This window comes from Peribacillus sp. NPDC097895, assembly GCF_050277555.1.
Lineage (GTDB): Bacteria > Bacillota > Bacilli > Bacillales > DSM-1321 > Peribacillus.
Genome location: NZ_JBNNSH010000002.1, coordinates 19,844 through 44,634 on the forward strand (window position 1 = coordinate 19,844; position 24,791 = coordinate 44,634).

General features: G+C 40.6%; 23 protein-coding genes. 2 read left to right on the forward strand and 21 right to left on the reverse strand.

The features are described 5' to 3' along the window. Positions 1-397: 397 nt before the first annotated feature. Complete coding sequence (tdh, locus tag ACQKMH_RS11365; protein WP_427587595.1) at positions 398-1,441, reverse strand: L-threonine 3-dehydrogenase; 1,044 nt, start codon at positions 1,439-1,441, stop codon at positions 398-400. Positions 1,442-1,766: 325 nt separating this feature from the next. On the opposite strand from tdh, the gene ACQKMH_RS11370 reads away from it, so the two are divergent. Beyond that, on the forward strand, positions 1,767-1,949 hold the full coding sequence (locus tag ACQKMH_RS11370; RefSeq protein WP_427587596.1) for a hypothetical protein: 183 nt from the start codon (positions 1,767-1,769) through the stop codon (positions 1,947-1,949). 76 nt (positions 1,950-2,025) lie between these two features. Here the strand turns inward: ACQKMH_RS11370 and ACQKMH_RS11375 are convergent, their stop codons facing one another. From ACQKMH_RS11375 to ACQKMH_RS11470, 20 genes are all read right to left on the reverse strand, one after another. Further along, positions 2,026-2,892 (reverse strand): 2-oxoacid:ferredoxin oxidoreductase subunit beta, encoded by an 867-nt coding sequence (locus tag ACQKMH_RS11375; protein ID WP_230157945.1) that lies wholly within the window; start codon positions 2,890-2,892, stop codon positions 2,026-2,028. Further along, positions 2,879-4,639: a 2-oxoacid:acceptor oxidoreductase subunit alpha gene (locus ACQKMH_RS11380; protein ID WP_427587598.1), complete on the reverse strand. Its 1,761-nt coding sequence runs from the start codon at positions 4,637-4,639 to the stop codon at positions 2,879-2,881. The genes ACQKMH_RS11375 and ACQKMH_RS11380 overlap by 14 nt, the downstream gene beginning before the upstream one ends. A gap of 217 nt (positions 4,640-4,856) precedes the next feature. After that, positions 4,857-5,792 (reverse strand): dipeptidase, encoded by a 936-nt coding sequence (locus ACQKMH_RS11385; protein ID WP_427587599.1) that lies wholly within the window; start codon positions 5,790-5,792, stop codon positions 4,857-4,859. Between the two features lie 139 nt (positions 5,793-5,931). Further along, positions 5,932-6,192 (reverse strand): stage V sporulation protein SpoVS, encoded by a 261-nt coding sequence (gene spoVS, locus ACQKMH_RS11390; RefSeq protein ID WP_029281188.1) that lies wholly within the window; start codon positions 6,190-6,192, stop codon positions 5,932-5,934. Between the two features lie 179 nt (positions 6,193-6,371). After that, entirely contained in the window at positions 6,372-7,169 is a 798-nt protein-coding gene (locus ACQKMH_RS11395; protein WP_427587600.1) for a TIGR00282 family metallophosphoesterase, read from the reverse strand. A 155-nt stretch (positions 7,170-7,324) separates the two neighbouring features. Continuing rightward, positions 7,325-8,884: a ribonuclease Y gene (gene rny / locus ACQKMH_RS11400; RefSeq protein ID WP_427587601.1), complete on the reverse strand. Its 1,560-nt coding sequence runs from the start codon at positions 8,882-8,884 to the stop codon at positions 7,325-7,327. A 367-nt stretch (positions 8,885-9,251) separates the two neighbouring features. After that, entirely contained in the window at positions 9,252-10,295 is a 1,044-nt protein-coding gene (gene recA, locus ACQKMH_RS11405; RefSeq protein ID WP_427587602.1) for a recombinase RecA, read from the reverse strand. 345 nt (positions 10,296-10,640) lie between these two features. Continuing rightward, positions 10,641-11,873 carry a competence/damage-inducible protein A gene (locus ACQKMH_RS11410; RefSeq protein WP_427588483.1) on the reverse strand — a complete coding sequence of 411 codons (1,233 nt, stop codon included), beginning with the start codon at positions 11,871-11,873 and terminating at the stop codon, positions 10,641-10,643. 22 nt (positions 11,874-11,895) lie between these two features. After that, entirely contained in the window at positions 11,896-12,480 is a 585-nt protein-coding gene (gene pgsA / locus ACQKMH_RS11415) for a CDP-diacylglycerol--glycerol-3-phosphate 3-phosphatidyltransferase (protein ID WP_427587603.1), read from the reverse strand. Positions 12,481-12,657: 177 nt separating this feature from the next. After that, the gene (locus tag ACQKMH_RS11420; protein ID WP_427587604.1) at positions 12,658-13,566 is read right to left on the reverse strand and encodes a RodZ domain-containing protein; all 909 of its coding nucleotides are present in this window, start codon (positions 13,564-13,566) and stop codon (positions 12,658-12,660) included. Positions 13,567-13,574: 8 nt separating this feature from the next. Next, positions 13,575-14,366 carry a DUF3388 domain-containing protein gene (locus tag ACQKMH_RS11425; RefSeq protein WP_427587605.1) on the reverse strand — a complete coding sequence of 264 codons (792 nt, stop codon included), beginning with the start codon at positions 14,364-14,366 and terminating at the stop codon, positions 13,575-13,577. A gap of 235 nt (positions 14,367-14,601) precedes the next feature. After that, entirely contained in the window at positions 14,602-14,859 is a 258-nt protein-coding gene (locus ACQKMH_RS11430) for a DUF3243 domain-containing protein (RefSeq protein ID WP_427587606.1), read from the reverse strand. A gap of 79 nt (positions 14,860-14,938) precedes the next feature. Beyond that, positions 14,939-15,664 (reverse strand): elongation factor P 5-aminopentanone reductase, encoded by a 726-nt coding sequence (ymfI, locus tag ACQKMH_RS11435; protein ID WP_427587608.1) that lies wholly within the window; start codon positions 15,662-15,664, stop codon positions 14,939-14,941. Between the two features lie 21 nt (positions 15,665-15,685). Next, positions 15,686-16,972: an EF-P 5-aminopentanol modification-associated protein YfmH gene (gene yfmH, locus ACQKMH_RS11440; RefSeq protein WP_427587609.1), complete on the reverse strand. Its 1,287-nt coding sequence runs from the start codon at positions 16,970-16,972 to the stop codon at positions 15,686-15,688. After that, positions 16,972-18,252: an EF-P 5-aminopentanol modification-associated protein YfmF gene (yfmF, locus tag ACQKMH_RS11445; RefSeq protein ID WP_427587610.1), complete on the reverse strand. Its 1,281-nt coding sequence runs from the start codon at positions 18,250-18,252 to the stop codon at positions 16,972-16,974. The genes yfmH and yfmF overlap by 1 nt, the downstream gene beginning before the upstream one ends. Positions 18,253-18,453: 201 nt before the next feature. Next, positions 18,454-19,413 carry an ABC transporter permease gene (locus ACQKMH_RS11450; RefSeq protein ID WP_094246576.1) on the reverse strand — a complete coding sequence of 320 codons (960 nt, stop codon included), beginning with the start codon at positions 19,411-19,413 and terminating at the stop codon, positions 18,454-18,456. Then, positions 19,414-20,457, reverse strand: a complete 1,044-nt coding sequence (locus ACQKMH_RS11455) for an ABC transporter permease (RefSeq protein ID WP_098370972.1) — start codon at positions 20,455-20,457, stop codon at positions 19,414-19,416. Beyond that, positions 20,450-21,985 carry an ABC transporter ATP-binding protein gene (locus ACQKMH_RS11460; RefSeq protein ID WP_427587611.1) on the reverse strand — a complete coding sequence of 512 codons (1,536 nt, stop codon included), beginning with the start codon at positions 21,983-21,985 and terminating at the stop codon, positions 20,450-20,452. Before ACQKMH_RS11460 ends, ACQKMH_RS11455 begins: the two co-directional genes overlap by 8 nt. 206 nt (positions 21,986-22,191) lie before the next feature. Continuing rightward, positions 22,192-23,283 carry a BMP family lipoprotein gene (locus ACQKMH_RS11465; RefSeq protein WP_427587612.1) on the reverse strand — a complete coding sequence of 364 codons (1,092 nt, stop codon included), beginning with the start codon at positions 23,281-23,283 and terminating at the stop codon, positions 22,192-22,194. Positions 23,284-23,432: 149 nt separating this feature from the next. Beyond that, positions 23,433-24,158: a GntR family transcriptional regulator gene (locus ACQKMH_RS11470; protein WP_427587613.1), complete on the reverse strand. Its 726-nt coding sequence runs from the start codon at positions 24,156-24,158 to the stop codon at positions 23,433-23,435. Positions 24,159-24,466: 308 nt separating this feature from the next. Here ACQKMH_RS11470 and ACQKMH_RS11475 point away from each other — a divergent pair, with 308 nt between their 5' ends. Then, on the forward strand, positions 24,467-24,769 hold the full coding sequence (locus tag ACQKMH_RS11475; RefSeq protein WP_427587615.1) for a DUF6509 family protein: 303 nt from the start codon (positions 24,467-24,469) through the stop codon (positions 24,767-24,769). Positions 24,770-24,791: the final 22 nt, after the last annotated feature.

The following is a 24,791-nucleotide window of genomic DNA, read 5'->3' on the forward strand; positions in this document are numbered from 1 at the left end:
CTTTCAAAATAGTTAGTTTATTTCTTTCACTAACTATTCCAAGACCTATCTTGTTTCTAATGGTTTTATACGTCATTCTTTTTAAAAATTACCAGTAAATATTAGCTTTTAAGTGTGATATATCCACATTAACATAGTATAAAGCTTTTAACAGCAAGAAACAATCATTCTGTCGTGCCTTCTTCAATTGTAAGAAATTATTCACAGAAACGGTAATTGAGAACATAAAAGAAGAGGCCTGATTCGCATATTCGAACGAACTTAGCCCCTTCTTATTAAATGATAGGATGATACTATTCCTTCACAGCTATTTCAAAAGCAGACCATGCAATTTACTCGTGAGTTTGACCGCTTTACTCGTGAATTTGGTTGATTTACTCGTGAACCTTCTCACTCTTTAAGGTATCAGGAGTACCTTACCACATTGACCTTTGATCATTAGATCAAATCCTTTCTCAAAATCGCTTAGCGAAAAACGGTGCGTAATCATTGGTTTTACATCAACCTTCCCACTTCCAAGCAGACTTGAAACTTGTTGCCAGGTTGAAAACATTTTCCTTCCGGTTATCCCTTGTACAGTAAGTCCCTTGAAGACGATATCCTCCGTTATATTCAGTGTGACGGGCTGAGCCGGCAGACTTAGGATTGATATCCTTCCACCATTCGTCGCCATCTTAAACCCTTGTTCGATTGCAGCAGGATTACCGCTCATTTCACAAACTACATCCACCCCATCCGTATTTGTGAGGCCTTTCGTGATTTCCAGTGGATTTTGTTTCATTGAATGGATTAGGTGTGTAGCCCCCATCTTTTTTGCAAGCTGAAGTCGATAATCATTAATATCAAGCGCGATTACTTTATCAGCACCTGCGGCCTTTGCAACAGCCACTGCCATAAGTCCAATTGGTCCACAGCCGATGATTGCCACCGTTTTACCGAGCACATCGCCTGCAAGGACAGAATGGACGGCATTACCCATCGGTTCTTGGATGGTAGCTATATCCGGCGGCATGTCAATTGGATTTATCCATAGATTCTTGGCGGGCAGAGCTACATACTCAGCAAAGCACCCCTGTGTATCGAGACCGATAATACTCGTATTTTTACAAATATGAAACTGTCCTGTTAAACATTGGCGGCATGCACCGCAAACGATATGTGTTTCGGCAGATACATAATCCCCAACTGAAACATTATTCACACTTGCTCCTATCTCCACTACTTCCCCTGCGAGTTCGTGCCCAAATACGTATGGTGGATTCACTCTTCCCTGTGACCATTTATCCCAAGTGAAAATATGAATATCAGTTCCGCAAATCGAGGTCATGTTGACTCGAATCAATACCTCGTCCTCACGAATATCCGGAATATCGACAACCTGCATTTGTGCTCCATAACCTCGGTGATGTTTGACAACTGCTTTCATTTTCCCTCTCAACATGTACACTCCCCCTGAAATAGGGCTGCTCAATCATCTACCTTAATATGTAAAGATATGAAAAACTAATCTAAAAAATACCATAATCGCTTTTGTACCGGCCTCTTCACATTAATAATGATGATTTTTAGTGCATTCGTACATTTTTATTAAATGGGTCATGTTTCTATAGCATCTCGTCCGCTCTCGAATAAGATATCTTGTACAACCAAAATAATTGAAGGAGTGACTTATATGTCATGTAACAATAATCACCATCATCATAATAACAACGATAACGACAGAATCGCAGACGATTTTTGTCGTGCTGTAAGAGGCTGTCAAAGACGTGACAATGACCGGGATCGGGATCGGGATCGGGATCGGGATCGGGATCGGGACCGCGATCGGGACCGCGATAGGGACCGCCACCACCATTGTTGTTGCAGAAGGAATCGTTGCAATTTCTTCTCATTCGGCTGTAACCGTGGATGCAATAACGGTTGGTGGTAAGCTAATCCAAAGAGTTTAGTAATTCTCTCCATTTGAGATTTCCAATTAATCTCAAAAAAGGTTCACCCCATTTTAAGGGGTGAACCTTTTAACTTTTACATAAATTCAGCAACAAGCTTATCAAAATGTGCTTGATCGAGTGTCAGATCTGATTTATTTAACCCTGCTTCAGCATACCCTGGTATTAATTCCTGGTACGAAGGGCGTGAAGAGTCTTGATAAATAATCCCTGTCACAAGGCTGTCATGTTTCATCAAAGTCTGCATGGCCTGTTCTTTATTTGAAGAATCATAGCCTTCAATCGTGTTCAATTTAGTTAAGTTTTGTTTAAACCAATCATACGTATTGATCTTATTATAAGTTACGCAAGGAGAGAAAACATTGATGAATGAGAACCCTTTATGATTAATCCCTGCTTCAATGATTGCTGTAAGGTCTTTCAAGTCAGTGGAAAAGCTTTGGGCGACAAAGGTAGCTCCAGCTGATAATGCTAATTCCATAGGTGAAACAGCCTGTTCAATCGATCCTTCTGGAGTGGATTTTGTTTTAAATCCAGCAGCTGACCGTGGAGAAGTCTGGCCTTTTGTCAACCCATAAATTTGATTATCCATGACGATATACGTAATGTCGATATTACGACGGATCGCATGAATCGTATGTCCCATCCCGATTGCAAAACCATCTCCGTCTCCGCCTGAAGCTATTACGGTCAATTCACGGTTGGCCATTTTCACTCCTTGAGCAATTGGCAGTGAGCGGCCATGGATTCCATGAAAACCATATGACTTGATGTAACCGGATATACGGCCTGAGCAGCCGATACCGGAAACAACAGCCAAGTTCTCCGGCTCCAATCCTACATTGGCTGCTGCACGCTGCATGGCAGCCTGAACGGAGAAATCTCCGCAGCCAGGACACCAGTTAGGTTTTACATCATTACGAAACTCTTTAAACGTTGCCATATTCGAACATCTCCTTGCATTGTGTGTGAATTTCATGCGGGAGGAATGGGTTGCCATCATATTTTAGGATGCTTTTAATTTTATTAACATGTCCGACATTCATCTTGATAATATTAGCCAATTGTCCAGTCGCATTATTTTCGATAACTACTACTTTCTTAGCCGCTTGCACTAATGAAAGGACTTCATCAGCGGGGAAAGGATGAATCAAACGGATTTGCGCATGATTCACTTTCATTCCATCCGTTTCTAACCGGCCGATCGCTTCATCAATCGTCCCGCGTGTCGAGTTAAAACCAAGTATTAATAAATCCGCTTCTTCATGCGGGGTATTTTTGTATACTGGTGTTTGGAATGTGTTGGTTAATTTATTCAACTTCCGCATCCGTTTATCCATTTGCGCTTTACGATTCAAAGCAGTCTCAGAAGGTCTGCCCGTTTCATCATGTTCAACACCTGTAACATGGTGAATTCCATTTTTCATACCAGGTACAACACGAGGTGAGACCCCGTCTTCCGTTACTTCATAACGCTTGAAGTATGAATTGTTGTTTTCAGCCTCTTCAATCTCAAAGTCCACCAATTTACCGCGTCTTATCTCCACTTTGCTGTAATCAAGCGGCTGAACCGTTTGTTTACCTAAAGAAAGCTGTAAGTCGGATAAAATGATAACTGGACATTGATATTCCTCCGCAAGGTTGAATGCTTCAGCCGTATCATAAAAAGCTTCCTCAACAGTACTTGGAGCCATGACGATTTTAGGAATTTCACCGTGTGTACCATAAATCATTGCCATTAAGTCCGATTGCTCTTGCTTAGTTGGAAGTCCCGTAGATGGACCACCACGTTGTGTATCGACTATGACAATTGGAGTCTCGGTAATGCCCGCTAAACCAATCGCTTCCATCTTCAAGGAAAGTCCAGGTCCAGCTGAAGCCGTGATGGCACGGACACCACCATAGTTCGCACCGATCGCCATTGTAGCAGCGGCGATTTCATCTTCAGTCTGAATGACCGTCCCGCCCAATTGAGGTAGTTTTTTAATTAGGTATTCCATAATTTCCGATGCTGGGGTAATTGGGTAAGCTGCCATGAAACGACAACCGCCTGCAACTGCACCTAAAGCGATGGCATCATTTCCGATCATGAACAATCGTTTTTGGCCGTCAGCCTTCTCCAGCTCCATTGCACCTAGTTTTTCACCAAGCATTACTTCCATTGCCTTGTATCCTGCAGTAATGGCATCCATATTCTTCTTAACGATTTCTTCTCCTTTACGGCCGAAGATTTCATCAACTACATCGTTGAATACGGAGATTTCCATTCCTAGAACAGCACATGTCGCACCGATAGCGACCATGTTTTTCATTAATGATGTTCCTAATTCTGCTGCTATTTCTGTAAATGGAACAATATATAATTCTGCCTTTGTATCTTCTGGGGAGACAGGTTTGAATTTTGCATCTGCGATTATGATGCCACCCTCATGTAATTCTTTATAATTGACGTCAATTGTTTCTTGGTCAAAAGCAACTAAGATGTCTAAATCATCAGAGATAGCACGTGTTTCCGTAGTACTTACACGAATTTTGTTATTCGTGTGTCCACCCTTGATTCGGGATGAGAAATGACGGTAGCCATACAAGTAGTAACCTAAGCGATTGAGGGCAATACAGAATATTTCTCCTGTACTTTCAATACCTTCACCTTGTTGTCCGCCAACTTTCCATGAAAGTTGATTGATCATGTCTTACACTCCTTTAGAACGTTCGTATATAAATGCATTTAACCGCACCTCTCTTCAGAACATTCGACTATGTATAATTAATCGTCCTTAGTTAGGAAAGGTGTACTAAACGCTTTCAATTCTATCGGTTAAACCATCAAATTGCAACCTTTTTGCTTCTATTTTTTATATTTTCAGAATATTTATTCATATCTATATAGTGAGAATTGAAACACTCTTAAAATCTTTCCTTTTTAACAGGGAAATTACGAGTGAAATTCCCAAAAAGAAGTCCTTTTACAAACTCACTGGAATAAAGTCTGTTCAGCTCATTGATAAAGTTGTGATAATCCTTATATGATGTTAAATTTTCTACCATATGTTCGATTCCATCGAAGTCAGACCCTAATCCAATTTGCCTCTCTCCACCCAAACTACAGATATGATCTATATGTTTCAAGATATCCTTTATCGAAGATGAATCACGATTAGAAAGAAATTGAGGGACAAAGGTTACCCCGATCACTCCATTTTTCTGCAAAAGGGCCTTTATCTGGCTGTCCTTTAAATTTCGCGGATGCGAACAAAGATGATGGGCATTCGAATGGGAAGCAATGGGAAATTCCGCCCTTTTTATGGTGTCCCAAAATCCAGCCTCAGATAAATGCGATAAATCACACCAAATTGACTTCTCATTTAATAGGTTCACCACCTCCGTTCCAAATTGTGTCAATCCGCCCCCTCTTGATTCTAATGCCCCATCAGCTACCAAGTTGGCGTAATTCCATGTTAGTCCTACAGAGGACACTCCAAGATGAAGAAGAGTTTTCAGTTTCAACAAATCATTGCCAATACAATCGCACCCCTCCAAAGTTAACAATGCACCTATTTCTCTTTCTTTTAGGGAATCGATGTCTGCCTTGGTTTTTATAAATTTCATTTCCGGCTCTGACAAAATCTTTTCATGAAAAATATCAACCATTGCCAAGGCCGCCTGAAATCTCATATCAGGGTGTACCTTTTCAGGAATATATATCGCAAAACACTGGACTTTTCCCCCTTCCTCCAATAATCCCTGCTTTGTTATATGTAATTTATCACTATCCAAAAAAGAAATATCCGGATCGATGTACATCTTCATTAACACATCACAATGTGCGTCAAAAATATTCAATATAATCCCCCTTCCTGTTCCTTACCTTTTTAAAATTCATCTATTTCATTATAAAGAGACCCGTGTTTTTCGTCATTTGGTTTTTTTCACAAAAAAGAGCCTGCTCGCCGTCAGACAAACAGGACACCAACCCATGAGATTATCTTGGTTCAATAATTAACTTTATAGCCGTTCTCTCTTCGCCATCAATAAGTATATCTGTAAAGGCAGGAATACAAATCAAGTCAACTCCACTAGGTGCGACAAACCCTCTTGCGATTGCTACTGCCTTGACGGCTTGATTTAACGCACCTGCACCGATTGCTTGAATTTCGGCTGCTCCTCTTTCTCTGAGCACTCCCGCTAGTGCGCCTGCTACAGAATTAGGATTAGATTTTGCTGAAACCTTTAATATTTCCATTCCTAGTCCTCCTTGTCTTCCCTGCCGATTATAATCTTTGGCTCAATAGTTATAACACTTTCCACTGCTACTATATTCATCAAGTAAAACTTGTATGACAAAGAAAACCGGGATTGTCCACCAAAGGTTTTATTAATGAAAAAATGGATGGACAGCTTTTGACTGTCCATCCATTCAAATCAATGATAAAAGGGATGATCTTCGTTAATGAGTATTCGTTCTATCTTTTTAGCCTTACCAGTCTTATCGTCAATTTCCAGTATAATCCCACTTAATAGAGTTCGTCCCTCTTTAGGCACTTCGAAACGTACAGGCAGACTTGTCAGGAACCGATGGATGACTGCCCCTCTTTCCATGCCAAGAATCCCATCATACGGTCCTGTCATGCCTACATCTGATATATAAGCGGTGCCCGCAGGTAAGATACGGTTATCAGCCGTCTGGACGTGGGTGTGTGTACCCACAACGGCTGTAACCTTTCCATCCAGGAACCACCCCATTGCTTGTTTTTCACTTGTAGCCTCACCATGAAAATCGACAAAGATGATTGGTGTTCTTTTTTGAGCCTTTGCCACGAGTTCTTCCGCCTTTTTGAATGGACAATCCAGGTCCGGCATGAATGTTCTGGCTTGCAAATTGATGACCGCAATTTCCTGCTGGTTCAATTTTAAAAACTTCATGCCTTCTCCAGGTGTACCGTCTGGAAAGTTAGCTGGACGGATGAGATATTTCGCATCATCAATAAAATTGAAAATATCTCGATTATCCCATGTATGGTTTCCCATGGTCACCGCCTGCGCTCCCCACTCTAAAAAATTCCTGTATATCTTTTCTGTAATTCCCCGGCCGCTGGCAGCATTTTCTCCATTGATGACCGTGATATGCGGCCGATACTTTTCTTTTAACTTTGGAAGGTATTCTTGGATCATATCACGACCTGGAGACCCTACGACATCTCCAATAAATAACAATTTCATTGTAAAACCCTTTCTATATTCACATTTCTAATGATAAGAATATTCAAGTATGTATTGTAACATAATATGAGGTAATCATAGGAATCACTCTTAACCATAAATAGTAGAAAAATAAAAACGAAGTGGTTTGCACCACTTCGTTTTTATTTAACAATTTATTTGGCGTATTCGACTGCCCTTGTTTCACGGATGACCGTGACTTTTATATGACCTGGATAATCGAGCTCTTCTTCAATCCTTTTCCGGATATCACGTGCGAGTCGATGGGCCGAAAGATCATCTATCTGCTCTGGTTTCACTAGAATCCGCACTTCTCGTCCGGCTTGAATCGCGAATGACTTTTCTACTCCATCATAGGATTCGGAAATCTCTTCGAGTTTTTCAAGTCTTCTAATGTAATTTTCAAGCGTTTCACTTCTAGCACCTGGTCTTGCAGCAGATAATGCATCAGCGGCTGCTACAAGCACTGAAATTATGGAAGTTGGTTCCGTATCGCCATGATGTGAAGCGATGCTGTTAATGACAGTTGGATGCTCTTTATACTTGGTGGCTAATTCGACGCCAATTTCAACGTGACTGCCTTCCACTTCATGATCAATTGCTTTCCCAATATCATGCAATAAACCTGCACGGCGGGCAAGAACCTCATCCTCACCAACCTCTGCGGCCAGTAAACCTGAAAGCTGAGCCACTTCAATTGAATGCTTAAGCACGTTTTGCCCATAACTGGTACGGAACTTCAAACGGCCTAGTATTTTGATAAGGTCCGGATGGAGACCGTGAACTCCAACATCAAAAGTTGTTTGTTCACCAATTTCACGAATATGTTCATCTACCTCACGTCTTGCTTTGTCAACCATTTCTTCGATTCGAGCCGGATGGATCCGTCCGTCCTGAACAAGTTTTTCAAGAGCCAAGCGTGCTGTTTCCCGTCTAATTGGATCAAATCCAGATAAAATGACAGCTTCAGGAGTATCATCAATAATAAGGTCAATACCTGTTAGCGTTTCTAATGTCCGGATATTTCGTCCTTCACGTCCGATTATCCGTCCTTTCATTTCATCATTTGGAAGATTTACTACAGAAACGGTGGTTTCTGCAACATGATCAGCCGCACAACGCTGAATGGCAAGAGAAAGAATTTCTTTTGCTTTTTTATCAGCTTCTTCTTTGGCACGGGTATCACTTTCTTTAATCATAAGCGCTACATCATGAGCCAGTTCGTTTTCCATTCGGTCTATAATGATTGCTTTAGCTTCTTCACGAGTTAAACCGGAAACACGTTCAAGCTCTGTTTGCTGCTTACGAACCGTCTCGTCCACTTTGCTTTCCATCACTTCAATATGCTGTTGTCTTTGGTTTAGAGAATCTTCTTTTTTCTCCAAAAGGCTTTCACGTTTGTCTAACGTTTCATCCTTACGGTCCAAATTCTCTTCTCTTTGCAATAACCGATTTTCTTGTTTTTGTAATTCGTTCCTTCTTTCACGGGATTCCCGATCAGAATCAGAACGAATTTTATGAATTTCATCTTTTGCTTCCAACAAGGCCTCTTTCTTAAGAGCATCCGCTTCACGTTTTGCATCCTCAAGGATTTGTTCTGCAGAGCCCTTTGCCCCTGTTATTTTACTCTCAAACTTTGATTTGTGAATAAAATAACCAACAACTGCACCGACGATTAGGCCAAGCAAAGTGAAGATGATTGTCATGGGTTCCATCGTTTCACCTCCCCTTGCTATGAACTTTTTACATAAAATGTTGAACTGTCGGCAAGTACATTGCACATAAATTCAATATACAGCACTTAATTTTCAAAATTTTAGTTTGAAAAATTGTAAAATATACATATTAATTGTATAGTTGAGAATTTTTATTGTCAAGCGTTTGTCCCTTATGTATCAATGATTATTCAAGTTTTCTTAATACCAACCGACATTACGTGCAACATTCATTATGGAAGTAGACTGTAAATCTGTATTACCCAACCATTTAATTCGCTGAAAATTGCGCACTTTTTCAATTTCTCTCTAATTCACAATATATAGAAAGAGGCCTAAGCGAACAAGCTTAGGCCTTTTCCTTCTGTTAATCAAGCAATTCAAAATGTTCCTCTTCTGTTTCTTCTGGTGGTAATTCATGCTCTCCATCAAGATTATAGTGATCTCTGATTTTCTGAGAAATCTCCTGGGCGATATCCTGGTTTTCTTTCAAGAACATCTTCGCATTTTCCCGTCCTTGTCCGACACGCTCTTCATTGTAAGAGTACCACGAGCCGCTTTTAAGGACGATATCCAAATCTGCACCCATATCGATGATTTCACCTTCCTGGGAAATCCCTTGACCATACATGATATCAACTTCTGCTTGACGGAATGGGGGAGCAACCTTGTTTTTTACAACTTTGATTTTCGTTTTATTACCGACGATTTCATTACCTTGTTTTAATTGTTCCGCACGACGCACTTCCAGACGAACAGTTGAATAGAACTTCAAAGCCCGGCCTCCTGGAGTGGTTTCTGGATTTCCAAACATAACACCGATTTTTTCACGGACCTGGTTAATGAAAATGGCAATGGTATTTGATTTATTAATGGCACCCGACAGTTTTCTAAGTGCCTGAGACATCATCCGGGCTTGAAGACCCATATGGGAATCTCCCATTTCTCCTTCGATTTCAGCTTTAGGAACAAGGGCTGCCACTGAGTCAATGACAATGATATCTACCGCTCCGCTACGCACTAATGCTTCAGCGATTTCCAGGGCTTGTTCACCTGTATCAGGCTGTGAAAGCAATAACTCATCGATATTCACACCAAGTTTTTCTGAATATGCTGGATCTAAAGCATGCTCTGCATCAATGAATGCAGCCGTACCACCAGTCTTTTGTACTTCTGCAATGGCATGTAATGCAACAGTCGTTTTACCGGAGCTTTCAGGTCCATATATCTCAATGACCCGGCCTCTTGGATATCCGCCCACTCCCAATGCTACGTCCAATGCTAAAGAACCGCTTGAAATGGTTGAAATCCTTCTATCACTCTGTTCTCCAAGTTTCATAATAGAACCTTTACCAAATTGTTTTTCAATTTGTTTTAACGCCATATCTAAAGCCGCTTGACGATCACTCACTCAATTTCCTCCTCTATATTCAAATAATCGGCTGTCCGATTAAAGGTGTTCTTACGTTAGCAATTATTTGAGATCAATGTTTATATCTTGTCTCAAAACCTATCTTTACTATATACTCTTTTTACTATTTTGCCAAGCAAAAAGTCGAACATTCATTCGTTTTTTTCCTTCTGGATATTCTTTGTAAAATAGCGTTTTATCTTAAGGAATCCCTCATTTTCTTTCAATTACTGACTTAAAAAAGCATTTTCATGGAATTAACTTTTTTCTTCTTTCCCCTTTTTTTACAGAAACAAACTTCTCCAACAAATAAAAACAGAGCTTTAAAAAGCCCTGCTTCGACGTTTATAAATCCCTTAATAGGTAATGACAGCCGTACTTCACACTTCGAATCCGGTTCTGCGCCCTGCTTCCGGAAAGATTAAGCTCCTTGAAATGAGTGTTCCCATCCCGATATGAAATACCAATAAATACTGTACCGACAGGTTTGCCTTCTTGTTCATCTGGCCCTGCGACACCTGTAAAGCTGATGCCTACATCCGCATCGAGCTTTTTCCGGACATTAGAGGCCATTTCCATAGCACACTCACCGCTGACCACACCATGCTCAGAGATGGTACCCTCGCTGACGTCTAGAGCATTCGACTTGGCATCATTCGAATAACTGACAATACCACCTTTGAAGACTTTACCGGCGCCCGGGATGGTTGTCAGCTGCTCTTGGAACATCCCTCCGGTCAAGCTCTCCGCTGCCGCAATCGAAAGCTTGCGGACCGTTAATTCTTTTACAAGCTCCTTTATGAGCGAAGTATTATCACTTCCATAATAGAACTTTCCGACCCGGCTAAGAATTTCTTTTTCCGCTTCTAAAATAAGCTCTTCGCATTTTTCTTTAGATGAGTCTTTAGCGGTAATCCTTAACGTCACTTCCCCTTCGGAAGCAAGGGGAGCAATTGTCGGATTGGTTTGATTGACAAGAAGATCTTCAATCACCGTTTCCAGTTCAGCTTCACCTATCCCGTAGAACCGAAGAACCTTGGAATCGATCCGTTCATGCTTGTCCAGTTTATTCATGATCGCTTCATACCCATAACTTAAAAACATCGGTTCCATTTCACTCGGGGGACCTGGGAGAAGCATGTATGTAATCCCAGATTTGGATAAGACCATTCCCGGGGCCATCCCATGATCGTTTGCCAACACTTCACAGCCTTCCAGAACAAGCGCCTGTTTTTTGTTGTTTTCCGTCATCGGCCGTTCCCGTTTTTGAAAGTAAGCTTCAATGGATTGCAAAGCTTCGTCATTAAAAACGAGCTTTTTCCCTATATGGCGAGCAATCGTTTCCTTCGTTAAATCATCTTTGGTAGGACCAAGTCCACCGGTAAAGACAATCAAGTTCGCCCTTGATTCAGCGATTTCTATAGCTTGTTGTAAACGACGGTCATTATCCCCTACCACAGTATGGTAAAAAACATTGATACCCATTTCCGCGAATTGTTGTGATAGGAATCTTCCATTAGTGTTATTAATTTGTCCTAAAAGAAGCTCAGAGCCCACTGCAATGATTTCTGCATCCATCTTTTCAAAACCACCATTCGTTTTACTTTGAATTAACAAATACTTCTCTGTTTTTTATAAAATAATCCAAACCTGACCAGATTGTAAAGATTAATGCAATCCATAATGTGATATTAGCAAACGGAAGTGAAATGAGGGCGAATGGAAGGTTATGCAGCAATAATGCCGAAATAGCAACAATTTGCGCCCATGTTTTAATTTTACCAAGCTGGTTAGCTGCAACCACTTCCCCTGTACCCGCTAGTACTAAACGTAATCCGGTAACGGCAAATTCACGACTTATGATCACGATGGCAATCCACGACTGACCGTACATTAAATCTAGGTCAACCAAAACAATTAGGGCAGCTGAAACCAGAAGTTTATCAGCCAATGGGTCTAAAAATTTCCCTAAATCCGTAATTAAATTGTATTTTCTGGCAAAATGGCCATCGATCCAATCCGTAGTAGAAGCGATAATGAAGAGGATCGCTCCAGCTAAGTGCGCAACTGGCAAGCTGTATTCTCCCCAAGTAAGTGTACCCCATGAAAAAGGTGCGAGCATGATGATTAAAAAAACTGGTATTAAACAGATTCTTGCTACTGTAATCTTATTAGGCAGATTCAAAACTTTTACCTCCAAAATTTACGCCGGCCGTTTGGCAAAGCGTTATAGATCTAAAATAATTATGGCGTAAGGCCACCACATGCTTATATGTATAATTTAACTCAAAACCCAATCTTATATGCCGGGATAAACCAATCCCGCATTAATATAGAGAAAAAATAGTCATCTATAAGATGACTATTCGGCTTTCGTAAATTGTATCGTAACCAATTGCGTATTCACTTCAGTCGGTGAAATGGAATACTCCAGCTTCTCATCATTCACAAAAATATCCGTTTCATACGCTCTGCCTACATTAATGACAGCTTCTTTTTCATTGGTGAAATCAATTTCCTCGCTATCGTTCTTTTTGATAGTCCCTTGGAATAGTAATTTACCTTCACCATTTTTAATACCAACCCATGGTGAGCCATTGGAAGTCACTTTTAACTTAAAGGTATCCGTATTTTTCAATTCATACGTACTATTTTTACCGTTTGTACTGATAACGGTAAGTTTTTGCTTGGTCTTTTCGTCTACAGCGTCATCTGCATCATCTTTCTTGTCAGATGTATCTTCTTTTTCTACCTCTTGCTTTTTATCCGCTTTCTCTTGTTCCTTTTTGTTTAATTCATCACTTTTGTTGTATCCGACCACTTCACCCTGTTTTTCACTCTTTTTATCAGCACTATCTGGCTTGCTCATATAATTGGATACTAACACCCAAATTAATATAGCAACACCAATAACTAAAACCGAAACTAGGATTTTAGGCAACATTTCTACAACCTTGGAGTCCCCAGCCGGAATCGTTTTCCGGGATTGGACCCTTGAAAGTTGTTCAGGCAATTCCTCACTATAGACTGAAGGCACTTCACTCTTATATTGTTCAAAAATCTCTTCGGAATCCAGCCCGACCGCTTCACAATATTGCTTTATGAAAGCCCGTACATAGAACTTTCCAGGCATCATACTGTAATTTCCCTCTTCAATGCCAATGAGGTAGCGCTTTTGAATCTTCGTTAATTCCTGTAAGTCTTCGAGGCTAAGGCCTTTTGCTTCCCTAGCTTCCTTTAATCGATTACCTAACTCAGTCAAATAAAACACCTGCCATTTTAAAAGTCAAAGGAACCAAAATCAGATCCAGAAAACTGGTCTTTTTGGTCGACAACTTCATATGTTATTTCTTCTTCTGGATTGTTTCGCAATTCAATAATATAATCAAAGTCTTCGAGAGTATACTCGGTATTTTGGACAAAAACATCCGGATGCTCGATGACTTTGACCGCATCAAGCCTCATGATTTCGCGAATCAACTGCCAGTGTCGCTCATTTGCACGGCGGGTCGAAACAATTCCATCTAAAATGAACAAATTATCATTGTTATATTCATCCTCAATAAGCTGACTGCGGATAGTCTGCTTTAAAAGGGTCGATGACACAAACAACCATCTTTTATTAGCACATACACTCGAGGCTACGATAGATTCCGTTTTCCCTACACGTGGCATGCCTCGGATGCCGATTAATTTATGACCTTCCTGTTTAAACAGCTCGGCTAGGAAATCGACAAGCAAACCAAGTTCATCACGGACAAACCTAAAGGTGTTTTTCTCATCAGCATCGCGCTGAATATAACGTCCATGCCTGACAGCAAGACGATCACGCAATTTAGGTTCCCTAAGCTTAATGACCTTTATCGTATCCATCGTATGGAGGATTGATTCGAATCTTTCTATATTACGGCTATCTTTCGCCAACAAAAGTAAGCCACGCCTGCCTTGATCAACCCCGTTAATAGTGATGATATTGATCGACAGCATACCAAGCAGGGATGAAATATCCCCTAATAAACCTGGGCGGTTGACTTGAATTTCATATTCAAAATACCATTCTTTATTCTCCACGATAACACTCCTTAAGCCTAAAAGCTTTTACCCATTCGGGCAAAACTTATCCATCGTTATTTTCAAGGTCTGTACCCATTAATTATTATTGTCTAGATTCTATAATATAGCATTTCCTGTTAAGTTAAAAGGAAAAACCCTATAAAAGTCTTCATTTTTATCGAAGAGGATAAATAGTGGTCAACTTCAAGCCAAAGGCCCTGTTAATTAATAACAGGGCCTTTGGCTTGATAGTTTACTTTGTTCCATTGTTCTCGACTAACTTGACCATAACGCTTGCCATTGCATGTTTTTCTTCATCGCTTGCGACCGACCAAAGATCAGCAAGAACTTTCTCTTGATCATTCTGGGGCTCAACCTGCTTAGCAAGGTAATCGCCGATTTCAAAAGCCAAGTTGGTAACAGCACCTTCTGATAAACCTTGTTGTTCACCTTGATTTAATCTGTCGCCTAAGAAATTTTTCCATTGATCCCAATTGTCTAGTACAGACATGAATGGTCACCCTTTCCTTCAAAATAGTACATATATATTTTGTGAAGGAACCGAGGAAATTATACATGTCATAAAAAAATCATGTGTACCATCCACCATTTACGCCTAAGATTTGTCCGGTGATATAAGATGACTTGTCAGAAAGCAGAAAGAAAACGGCCTCGGCGACTTCTTTCGAATTGCCCATCCTGCCCATCGGGATATCGCCTTTGATGATCTCCAAATCTTCAGCACTGAAGGTTTCGAGCATCGACGTTGAAATCGCACCGGGGGCAACGGCATTCACCCGGATTCCATTAAGCGATACTTCTTTGCTCAGTGCCTTGATAAACGCATTTTGGCTGCCCTTGACCATTGAATATAGGACCTCACAAGATGCACCCGTCTGTCCCCAAATGGATGTGACTGCAACAATAGCAGCCTGTTCTTGGTACATCAACTTGGGAAGCAGTTCCTTTGTTAATTGGAAAGGGCTCGTTACATGTAACTGGACCATTTCATTCACGATTTTCTCATCCATATCGGAGATGAGCCCATAATAGCTATTACCGCTATTAAGGACAATGGCATGAAGGGCAAAAATATTATCCGCCAATTTCTTGTATCCGTCCGGTGTAGCTAAATCAGCTTGAACCGGAATAAGTTCAACTTGATGAGGTTTCAGTTCCTCAATTAATTCCAGGATTGCTTCTTCGTTGTTGTTATAATGTAAGTAAAGTGAATAATTCTCTTCGGCGAGCTTGATAGCTATTTCCCTGCCGATTCCTCCACTGGCACCAGTAATAAGGGCATAACGTTTCCCCACATTCCCGCCCCCTTTTTTATTTTATTTAGGAAGTACCTGACAGACGGTCATCCGTTCATCGGATATTAAGTCCTTGGCGATGTTCCTGATATCTTCGATCGTTAGTTTTTCCAATACCGATACCACATCAAACAAGTTCATATCGTTGAATGCATATCGGGTGAATTGATTCGCGATATATTCCGGGGAATTCAGAGAACGAAGGAAAGAACCGATTCTTTTCTTAATCGTCCTTTGCAGGCTTTCTTCATTCAACCCGGTTCCAGCTTTGGATTTTTGCAATATCCCGAATAAAGCCTCTGTCAATTCTTCGGGTTTTGCACTGTCCCCGCCAATCAACGCAAAGCCAAAACCCTGCTCCTGTGTATAATCATAGGAGAAGCTTTGATCGATCAGCCCTTTCTCGTACAGTTCCTCATGCAAAGGTGAACTCTTGCCGAACAGCATTTCCAAATAAATATTGGTCGCCAATTCCCTTTTCAAAAGCTGTGAACCTGATTGATGAACATTGGTGGCCTTGATCCCCAGCATCACTTTCGGTGTCTGGACATTCATCTTCAAGATTTCCCTATCCTTTGCAACGGTTTCCGGCTCTTCAGCGAATTTACGTTCCACCTCGGGCTGTTCTTTGTACCCTTTATTGTTTTGATTATCCCTGATCAACTTCATCGTACTCTCGACATCTACCGGTCCTACAACAAATAACAGCATGTTGCTAGGATGATAAAACGTATTATAGCATTCGTAAAGCATATCTTTCGTAATATCGGCTATGGATTCTACAGTACCGGCAATATCAATTTTCACCGGATGTTTATGATACATGTTGGCTATCGTACCGAAGTATAACCGCCAGTCTGAATTATCATCATACATATTAATTTCCTGACCAATGATTCCTTTTTCCTTTTCTACCGTTTTTTCCGAAAAGTAAGGATCCTGGACAAAGTCGATTAAGGTCGTTAGATTTCGATTGAAATCGGACGTGCTTGAAAATAAGTAGGCCGTACGGGTAAAAGAAGTAAAAGCATTTGCAGATGCTCCCTGCTTTGAAAATTGCTGAAAAACATCACCATCTTCCTTTTCAAAAAGCTTATGTTCAAGAAAATGGGCAATTCCATCAGGCACTTTAGAGAATTCCTTTTGATTCAATGGTTTGAAATGGTTATCGATCGAACCATAATTTGTCGTAAACGTCGCAAATGATTTATTGAACCCTTTTTTCGGAAGAATATATACTTCTAGGCCATTCTCCATTTTTTCATGGTAAAGTTCTTCTTTTAATTGTGTGAATGCAATTTTCTCCATTACCCTTGCACCTCCGCTTCTGTTAGGAAATAAATCGTATCAAGCTGAATCTTTTGACCAACGGCAACGATTTCTTCCTTTGTCGTCCGCTCTGTCTTTGCAAACCAGTCGTCTAGTGAAATATCCAAGCCGGAAATCACATTATGATATAAAATTTCCACTAGTCCTCTCGACACGTCAATGGTTTCCAAGAGCTGGTTCTTTACGACCGCCTTCGTTTGTTCGAGTTCTTCTTCGGAAAAGTTCCCTTGCTTCATTTCATTCATTTGTGCGTGAATGATCTCCAGTGCCTGCTTGTAGTTTGCATTTTCAATGCCCGCCATGACCATTAACAGGCCTTTATGACTTTCGAGCCTCGAAGCTGCGTAATAAGCAAGGCTGGCTTTCTCCCTTACATTAATGAAAAGTTTTGAATGTGAAAAACCACCAAAAATCCCATTGAAGAGCTGAAGTGCATAATATTCCGGGTCACCATATGCAATATTGGTTCGATAACCAATATTCAATTTCCCTTGTTTCACATCTGAATTTTCAATGATTTCTTTTTCCTCATCCACGTTCTTACTCGTATTCCTTGGCGGGCTCACCTGCACCCGTTCTTTTAGTGACACATACTTGTCAGCTAGAGCTTCCACTTCTGATTCATCGATGTCGCCGATCACATATAAATCGATTTCATCTTCAGTCAGCATTTTTTTATAATAGGTGAAAAGCGACTCGGGCGTTATCGTTTCCAAGTCTTGCAGATTACCGCTCGCCTCAAGAGCATATGGTTCGTTTTTACACATTTCCTCGACAAGCCTTGTAGCTGAATATCGCATTTTATCATCGGAAATGGATTGTATCCGCTGCCTTAAAGAACGGATTTCATTGGAAACCGTCTTAGAGTCAAAAGCTTCTCCATTCTGCTTCGGGTGAAAGATTACCTCGGATAATAATCCAAAAGCCTTTTCGAGAAGCGGGGTGGAATCACTAAGGAATTTTTCATTGACGATATCGATTGTAAAACTTATGATTTGATATTCACCTTTTTTAGCCACATCAACATAAAACCCTGCCCCATACAAATCATCTAGATAAGATCGAAGCTCGGGAGTTGTAGGATATTTACTTGTATTGCTTTGTAATACATATGGCAGCAATGCACGATATGTAACGTCCTCTTTTGTCAATGGTGCTTTCATCTTCAGTACGAGAGTATTCGTTTTATATTTATCCGTACGGACCACATGAAGCTTGTAGCCGCTTTTTTCCGTAATAGTATCGGAAGCAATTGACATGAATAATCCTCCTCATTATATAAATAACCTTTATTAGCTTATTGTTTGTAGATCGGAACCCTTTTAAACATCTACTTAAAATATACATGTGAAAGGAAAAATCATGCAAGTTACAGCTACTTTTTTTGAATTGCGGCCCCAATCTTAAGCTTTCACATAAGGAAAAACCGGTCAGCACAATTTGCTGACCGGTCAAATTACTTATCTTTTCCCTTTAATGTAAGGCTGTCCAGATGCTTTTGGAGCATCTGCACGTCCAATGAAACCAGTTAGTGCAATGATCGTCAGAACATAAGGAGCGATCAAGAGGTAAACAGATGGAATATCCTTGAAGAAAGGAAGGCTCGAGCCAACGATGCTTAAACTTTGAGCCAAACCAAAGAATAGTGCTGCACCCATTGCCCCGATTGGGTGCCATTTACCAAATATCATAGCGGCAATGGCCATGAACCCTTGACCATTGATTGTCGCATGATTGAATTCATTCGAAAAGATGGTAGCATAAATCGCTCCGCCGATACCGCCAAAAGCACCTGATAATAAAACGGCGGCATAACGGATTTTCGTAACATTGACACCCATCGTGTCAGCAGCCATCGGATGCTCCCCCACTGCACGGATCCTTAATCCAAATGGTGTTTTATAAAGTACATACCAAACTACAAACGATATTAGGATCGCTATATAAACGATATAATACCCATTTGCGAAAAAGATAGGTCCTATAAATGGAATATCACTTAGTAACGGAACATCAATCCTTGGGAATGTTTCTGTGATCCTATCAGTTTGACCTTTGTCAAAAATCAGCTTCACCAAAAACATGGTTAGACCTACTGCCAACAAGTTGATGGCGACCCCACTAACCGTTTGGTCTGCCCTGAACGTAATGCATGCCACAGCGTGTAGAATGGAAAACAGTAATCCGGCAATCATTGCCGCTAAGACGGCAAGCCACGGAGTCCATTCGCCAAAGACATCAGCAAACATTAAGTTAAAGACGATCCCTGTAAAGGCACCAATGACCATCAATCCTTCTAAACCGATGTTTATGACACCTGCCCGTTCAGAAAACACCCCTCCGAGTGAAGTAAAAATAAGTGGAGCAGCTAGAGCAATCATGGATGGAATAATTATTTGCAGTACTTGGTAAAAATCCACTTATTTCACCCCTTTCTTAAATCGAGCGGCAATCCAACGAATAAAATAACTGGATGCGACAAAGAAAATAATCAACGCTATGACAATATCTACAATTTCACTTGGTATGCCGGTTTCTAACGGCATATTTAAGGCACCTGCTTTCAGTCCCCCAAATAATAAGGCGGCCAGAACAACCCCAATAGCTGTATTCGCCCCTAGTAAGGCTACTGCAATCCCGTCAAAGCCCATACCTGTGAACCCGCCTTTGACCGCTGCATAACCGAAAGTTCCAAGGCCTTCCATCGCACCCGCAAGTCCTGCAAAAGCACCAGAAATAACCATGGAAAGGATGATGTTCTTATTTACACTCATCCCTGCATATTCGGACGCGTGCTGATTGAAACCAACCGCTTTCAGTTCAAAGCCCGTTTTTGTTCTTTCAAGAATGAACCACATGATGATTACGCATATAATTGCTACGACTATTCCCCAATGCATCCGGGAAAAATCGGTAATGCTTTCAAAAAAAGGAGAACGCAGTGATGCTGTATCTGCAATTCTTTCTGTTTTATCCAGCTTGTCAGTCAGTACATTCCGAATTAAATAATTCGTTACATATAAAGCTGTATAATTCAACATGATAGAAACGATTACTTCATGTACACGGAACTTCGCTTTTAAATATCCAGGGATGAATGCCCACAATGCGCCCGCAGCTGCACCAGCTAAGATCGCCAACGGCAAATGGATGATCCTTGGAAGCTCAAAAGCGATTCCGACCCAAACCGCAGCCAGCCAGCCAACTATTAATTGCCCTTCTACCCCGATATTGAATAGGCCCGTACGAAATGCAAAGGCCACTGCCAAACCAGCAAGGATATAAGGGATGATTGTCCTGACGGATTCCCCTACATAATAAGAATCCCCAATAATTCCATTAACCATGGAGCCATAGCCGGCAACTGGGTCATAGCCGCTTACCAACATGATTATGGCCCCAACGACCAAGCCGAGGATAACTGCTATTAACGGACTCGTTAATTTAGATAAATACTTAGACATGTTGTTTTCCACCTGCTTCCGTCCGTTTACTGCCGGCCATAAGAAGGCCAAGCTCCTGTTCAGTCGTTTCTTTCGGATCGACGATTGCGACGATTTCCCCTTCGTATATAACGGCAATTTTATCGCTCACATTCATGATTTCTTCCAATTCAAATGATATGAGGAGTACCGCTTTTCCTGCATCCCGCTGTTCAATCAGGCGTTTATGGATAAACTCAATCGCACCCACATCAAGCCCGCGTGTAGGTTGTGCCGCAATCAATAAATCCGGGTTCCTATCAACTTCACGACCGATGATTGCTTTTTGCTGATTGCCGCCAGAAAGCGCCCTTGCCGGGGTATATTCACTCGGAGTACGAACATCGTAACTTTTGATCAATGAACGGGCTTTTTCAAATATTTTCTTTGAGTTCAAGATACCAGCTTTTGAGAAAGGCTGTTGATAGTAGGTTTGCAGGACAATATTTTCCCCAATGCTGTAATCAAGAACCAAACCATGCTTATGCCTGTCTTCTGGAATATGACCAACGCCCGATTCCGTGATTTTACGTGGCTTCAGATTACTGATTTCTTTTCCATTTAACTTTATGGAACCTGCTGTTGTCTTCCTTAGACCAGCCAATGCTTCAATTAATTCGGATTGACCATTTCCATCCACTCCAGCGATTCCGACAATTTCTCCTGCACGGACAGTTAAATCCAAGTTCCGAACAGCTGAAACGCCACGTGGATCCTTGACTTCAAGTTCCCGAACTTCGAGAACGACATCAGAAGGAGCAGCTGCCGTTTTTTCCGTCTTAAATAAAACTTCCCTACCGACCATTAAGCTGGCCAATTCGTTAGGGTTCGTTTCGCTGACATTCACTGTACCGATTCCTTGCCCTTTGCGTATAACCGTTACGCGGTCACAAACCTCCATGATCTCTTTAAGTTTGTGTGTAATTAAAATGATAGATTTCCCCTCTTTGATAAGAGCTTTCATTATAAAAATCAGTTCCTTGATTTCTTGAGGAGTCAGAACAGCGGTTGGTTCATCAAAAATCAATATCTCCGCACCACGGTAGAGTGTCTTTAGGATTTCAACACGTTGCTGCATCCCTATTGAAATATCGGCTATCTTTGCATAGGGGTCGACCCGAAGCTGATATTGTTCTGATAGTTTCCTAACTTCCTCACTCGCTTCTTTTAAATCGATCTTACCAGCCTTTGATGGTTCTTTTCCTAATATGATATTTTCTGTTACAGTAAAAGGGTCAACGAGCATAAAATGCTGATGGACCATTCCAATCCCTAATTCATTGGCAATGTTTGGACTGGTAATCTTGACTGGCTCACCATTCACACGAATTTCTCCCTGCTCTGGCTGGTATAAGCCGAATAAAACATTCATCAATGTGGATTTTCCCGCGCCATTCTCACCTAATAATGCGTGAATCTCCCCTTTTTTAACCTGAAGGGTAACGTTATCATTTGCGACGATGCCTGGGAATTCCTTACGGATATTGAGCATCTCAATTACATATTCCACGTATTATCAACTCCTAAAATGAGTGTAAATATTCTTAATTAATAAATTGATATCTTACCTTATTGATTTTTTTGAAAAAAACCAAATGAAAAACTACGAATCTATCATAGTTTTTCATTCGATATTTTACAGTGCCAAGCGCATTTTTTTAGGAAAAGAAAGAATAGAGGGCAATTCTGCCTCCCTATTCTCTCTTCAATTACAACTTATAAACCAAGTTTTTTGAATTCTTTATCCGTACCAGGAACTACGAATTCACCTGATTTAATTTTCTCTGTCCATTCTTCGACCGCTTTTAAAGATTCTTCAGTTACGTTATCTTTTGTATCAGAAATGCCTACACCATTTTCTTTGATACCGTATTCGATAACTTCTCCACCTGGGAAGTTTCCTTCTTTGGCTTTCGTAGAAAGGTCTTTAACTGCAACATCAACACGTTTTATCATAGAAGTTAAAGTAACGTTGTCGTCTGTTCCAGGAACAGCTCCTAATTTAGCTTGATCGCTATCTACACCGATAACATAGATTTCTCTCTTAGGATCTTTTTGTTTTTGCTCGACAGCTTCTGTAAATACACCTTTTCCAGTTCCGCCAGCAGCATGATATATGATATCGATACCTGAAGAATACATGGAACCTGCAGTGGATTTACCAATGTCTGCTTTATTGAAATCTCCGGCATATTTAACTTCCACTTTCGCATCCGGATTTACAGATAAAACCCCAGCCTTAAAGCCAATTTCGAATTTCTTGATTAATTCAGATTCAACTCCGCCGATAAAACCGACCTTGTTTGTTTTCGTTTGCAATCCGGCAATTACACCTACAAGGAATGATCCTTGTTGCTCTTTAAAATTAATGCTGGCAACATTCTTTTTATCTACAACTGTATCCACGATAGCAAAGTTAGAATCAGGACGTTGGTCAGCCACTTCACCAACTGCTTCAGCTAAAAGAAATCCAATACCGTAAATAAGTTTGTAATCTTCACGTACAAGTGTATTCAGGTTTTTAGCATAGTCAGCATCAGATTTAGATTGCAGGTAGTTAAAGCCATCTTTACCTTTTTCCAAACCATTGTCCTTACCGAATTCCTGAATACCTTTCCAAGCCGATTGGTTGAACGACTCGTCATCCACTCCGCCAGTATCTGTTACCATGGCAACTGTAAAGTTATCTTTGTTGCCTTTACCATTTGAGGATTCTTTATCGTCATTCTCTGAATTACCACATGCTCCCAATAACGTACCGGCTGCAAGAACAAGTGAAAGAGCTAGACCTAATTTGCGCTTTTTCAAATTTTTTCCCCCTAAAATGCATAGTTTTTTTGAGCAGGAATGTTCTGAAAAGTCATTTATGTTTGCGTTTTCACTTCTCGTTAAATTTTTTTACATACGTATGAATTTGGAACAAACGCTTGCATTCACCCGTATGCAAGAGTTATGGATTACACTCGTTTGCGGAGAACATGGAAACTGAACATATTGGCTTTAAAGTAGTTAACAGAATACAGGATAGGCTGGTCCCAATCATCCAGATGCATCTGCTTTAGAACGAGTAGTGCGGCTTCCGGTGAACATTTAAGGATAGGAGAAACTTTCTCATGATATCCAATAGGTTCAATCTCTGCTACGGCATGCGTAATTTTCCGATGTGCATCTCTTTCCAAAATATCCAAAAGAGACTCATCATTACGGTCAAAATTTTCTGATAGTATTGATTCAGGAATTTTGTCGACACAGTAGACAACCGGCTCGCCATTCGCTGTCCTAACACGTTCGATGATGACGATGCGTTCTTCTGGTGAACAGGTAAACCTGCGTAAATCCTCATCTGTTGGTTCTTGAGCCGTCGAGCTTAAGAAAATCGTACCCGGCTTCATCCCTGCCTCTTCAATCATGTTCGTGACACTTTTTAATTGCTCGATACCTGATGAGAACCGAGGTTTTGGATTGACAAAAGTCCCAACTCCATGGCGGCGAATGATGATGTTTTCTTCCTCTAAAATTCGCAGCGCTTCTCGAAGTGTAGCCCTACTCACACCCAGTTTTTTTGCAAGATCGAATTCAGAAGGGAATTTTTCATTTTCCTGATAGACCCCTGCTTCAATATCCTGCTTCAGGTAATCAATGACCTGCAAATATAAATGTCGACTATCTGATTTTATTGACATAAAGTTTCCCCCAGCTAATTTCTTAAGACATCAGACCTCTGATGTTGAATCATTCCTACTAATCGAAAATAATATAACATTTTTTTTGATATAAATAAATAGTGTTTTACTATTTACTTAAAAAGAATTTAGGAGAAATTACCCTCATCTGTGTCTTTCAATCTAGACAAGGCTTGATTAATTGTACGATTATTCTCCTAAATCAGATAAAAATCAAATAAAAAAATGCAAACTGATTGTAGCCAGCTTTCTGTTCAAGATACCGATTTCCTGTATAATAGGATTATCTTCTTTGAAGGGATGTACACATGATGTTAAACATTACAGAATACAGTATTGAAAAATTGAATGATCCATTTGGTATTTTAACCGGGGAGCGTTACGAGTTGTTCTTAGATATTGAAGTGCCGGAAGAGGATGAGCTCTTTTCAGAAAATGGTTTATATATCCGGGTACTATTTGTAGTTGAAGAGCAAATAGGCAAACTGATTAAATATGATATATTTGAAAAAGGGAATGAAGGTGCGCTCGAATTCGATTTAGAGGAAGATGAAGAAGCGATGATTACCGACTTTTGCCTTAAACATTTAGACGAAGCGATGAATAATTAAAAACCGGGCCATGGCCCGGTTT

Bases quoted from the DNA above. Each gene is read 5' to 3' on its own strand.
- tdh (WP_427587595.1), bottom strand. From the start codon at position 1,441: ATGTTGAGAGGGAAAATGAAAGCAGTTGTCAAACATCACCGAGGTTAT.
- ACQKMH_RS11470 (WP_427587613.1), bottom strand. From the start codon at position 24,158: ATGTCAATAAAATCAGATAGTCGACATTTATATTTGCAGGTCATTGAT.
- ACQKMH_RS11395 (WP_427587600.1), bottom strand. From the start codon at position 7,169: ATGAAATTGTTATTTATTGGAGATGTCGTAGGGTCTCCAGGTCGTGAT.
- ACQKMH_RS11380 (WP_427587598.1), bottom strand. From the start codon at position 4,639: ATGATCAATCAACTTTCATGGAAAGTTGGCGGACAACAAGGTGAAGGT.
- yfmF (WP_427587610.1), bottom strand. From the start codon at position 18,252: ATGTCAATTGCTTCCGATACTATTACGGAAAAAAGCGGCTACAAGCTT.
- rny (WP_427587601.1), bottom strand. From the start codon at position 8,884: ATGGAACCCATGACAATCATCTTCACTTTGCTTGGCCTAATCGTCGGT.
- ACQKMH_RS11475 (WP_427587615.1), top strand. From the start codon at position 24,467: ATGATGTTAAACATTACAGAATACAGTATTGAAAAATTGAATGATCCA.
- ACQKMH_RS11410 (WP_427588483.1), bottom strand. From the start codon at position 11,873: ATGGATGCAGAAATCATTGCAGTGGGCTCTGAGCTTCTTTTAGGACAA.
- yfmH (WP_427587609.1), bottom strand. From the start codon at position 16,972: ATGGAGAAAATTGCATTCACACAATTAAAAGAAGAACTTTACCATGAA.
- spoVS (WP_029281188.1), bottom strand. From the start codon at position 6,192: ATGGAAATATTAAAGGTTTCAGCAAAATCTAATCCTAATTCTGTAGCA.
- ACQKMH_RS11455 (WP_098370972.1), bottom strand. From the start codon at position 20,457: ATGTCTAAGTATTTATCTAAATTAACGAGTCCGTTAATAGCAGTTATC.
- ACQKMH_RS11375 (WP_230157945.1), bottom strand. From the start codon at position 2,892: ATGGCAACGTTTAAAGAGTTTCGTAATGATGTAAAACCTAACTGGTGT.
- ACQKMH_RS11430 (WP_427587606.1), bottom strand. From the start codon at position 14,859: ATGTCTGTACTAGACAATTGGGATCAATGGAAAAATTTCTTAGGCGAC.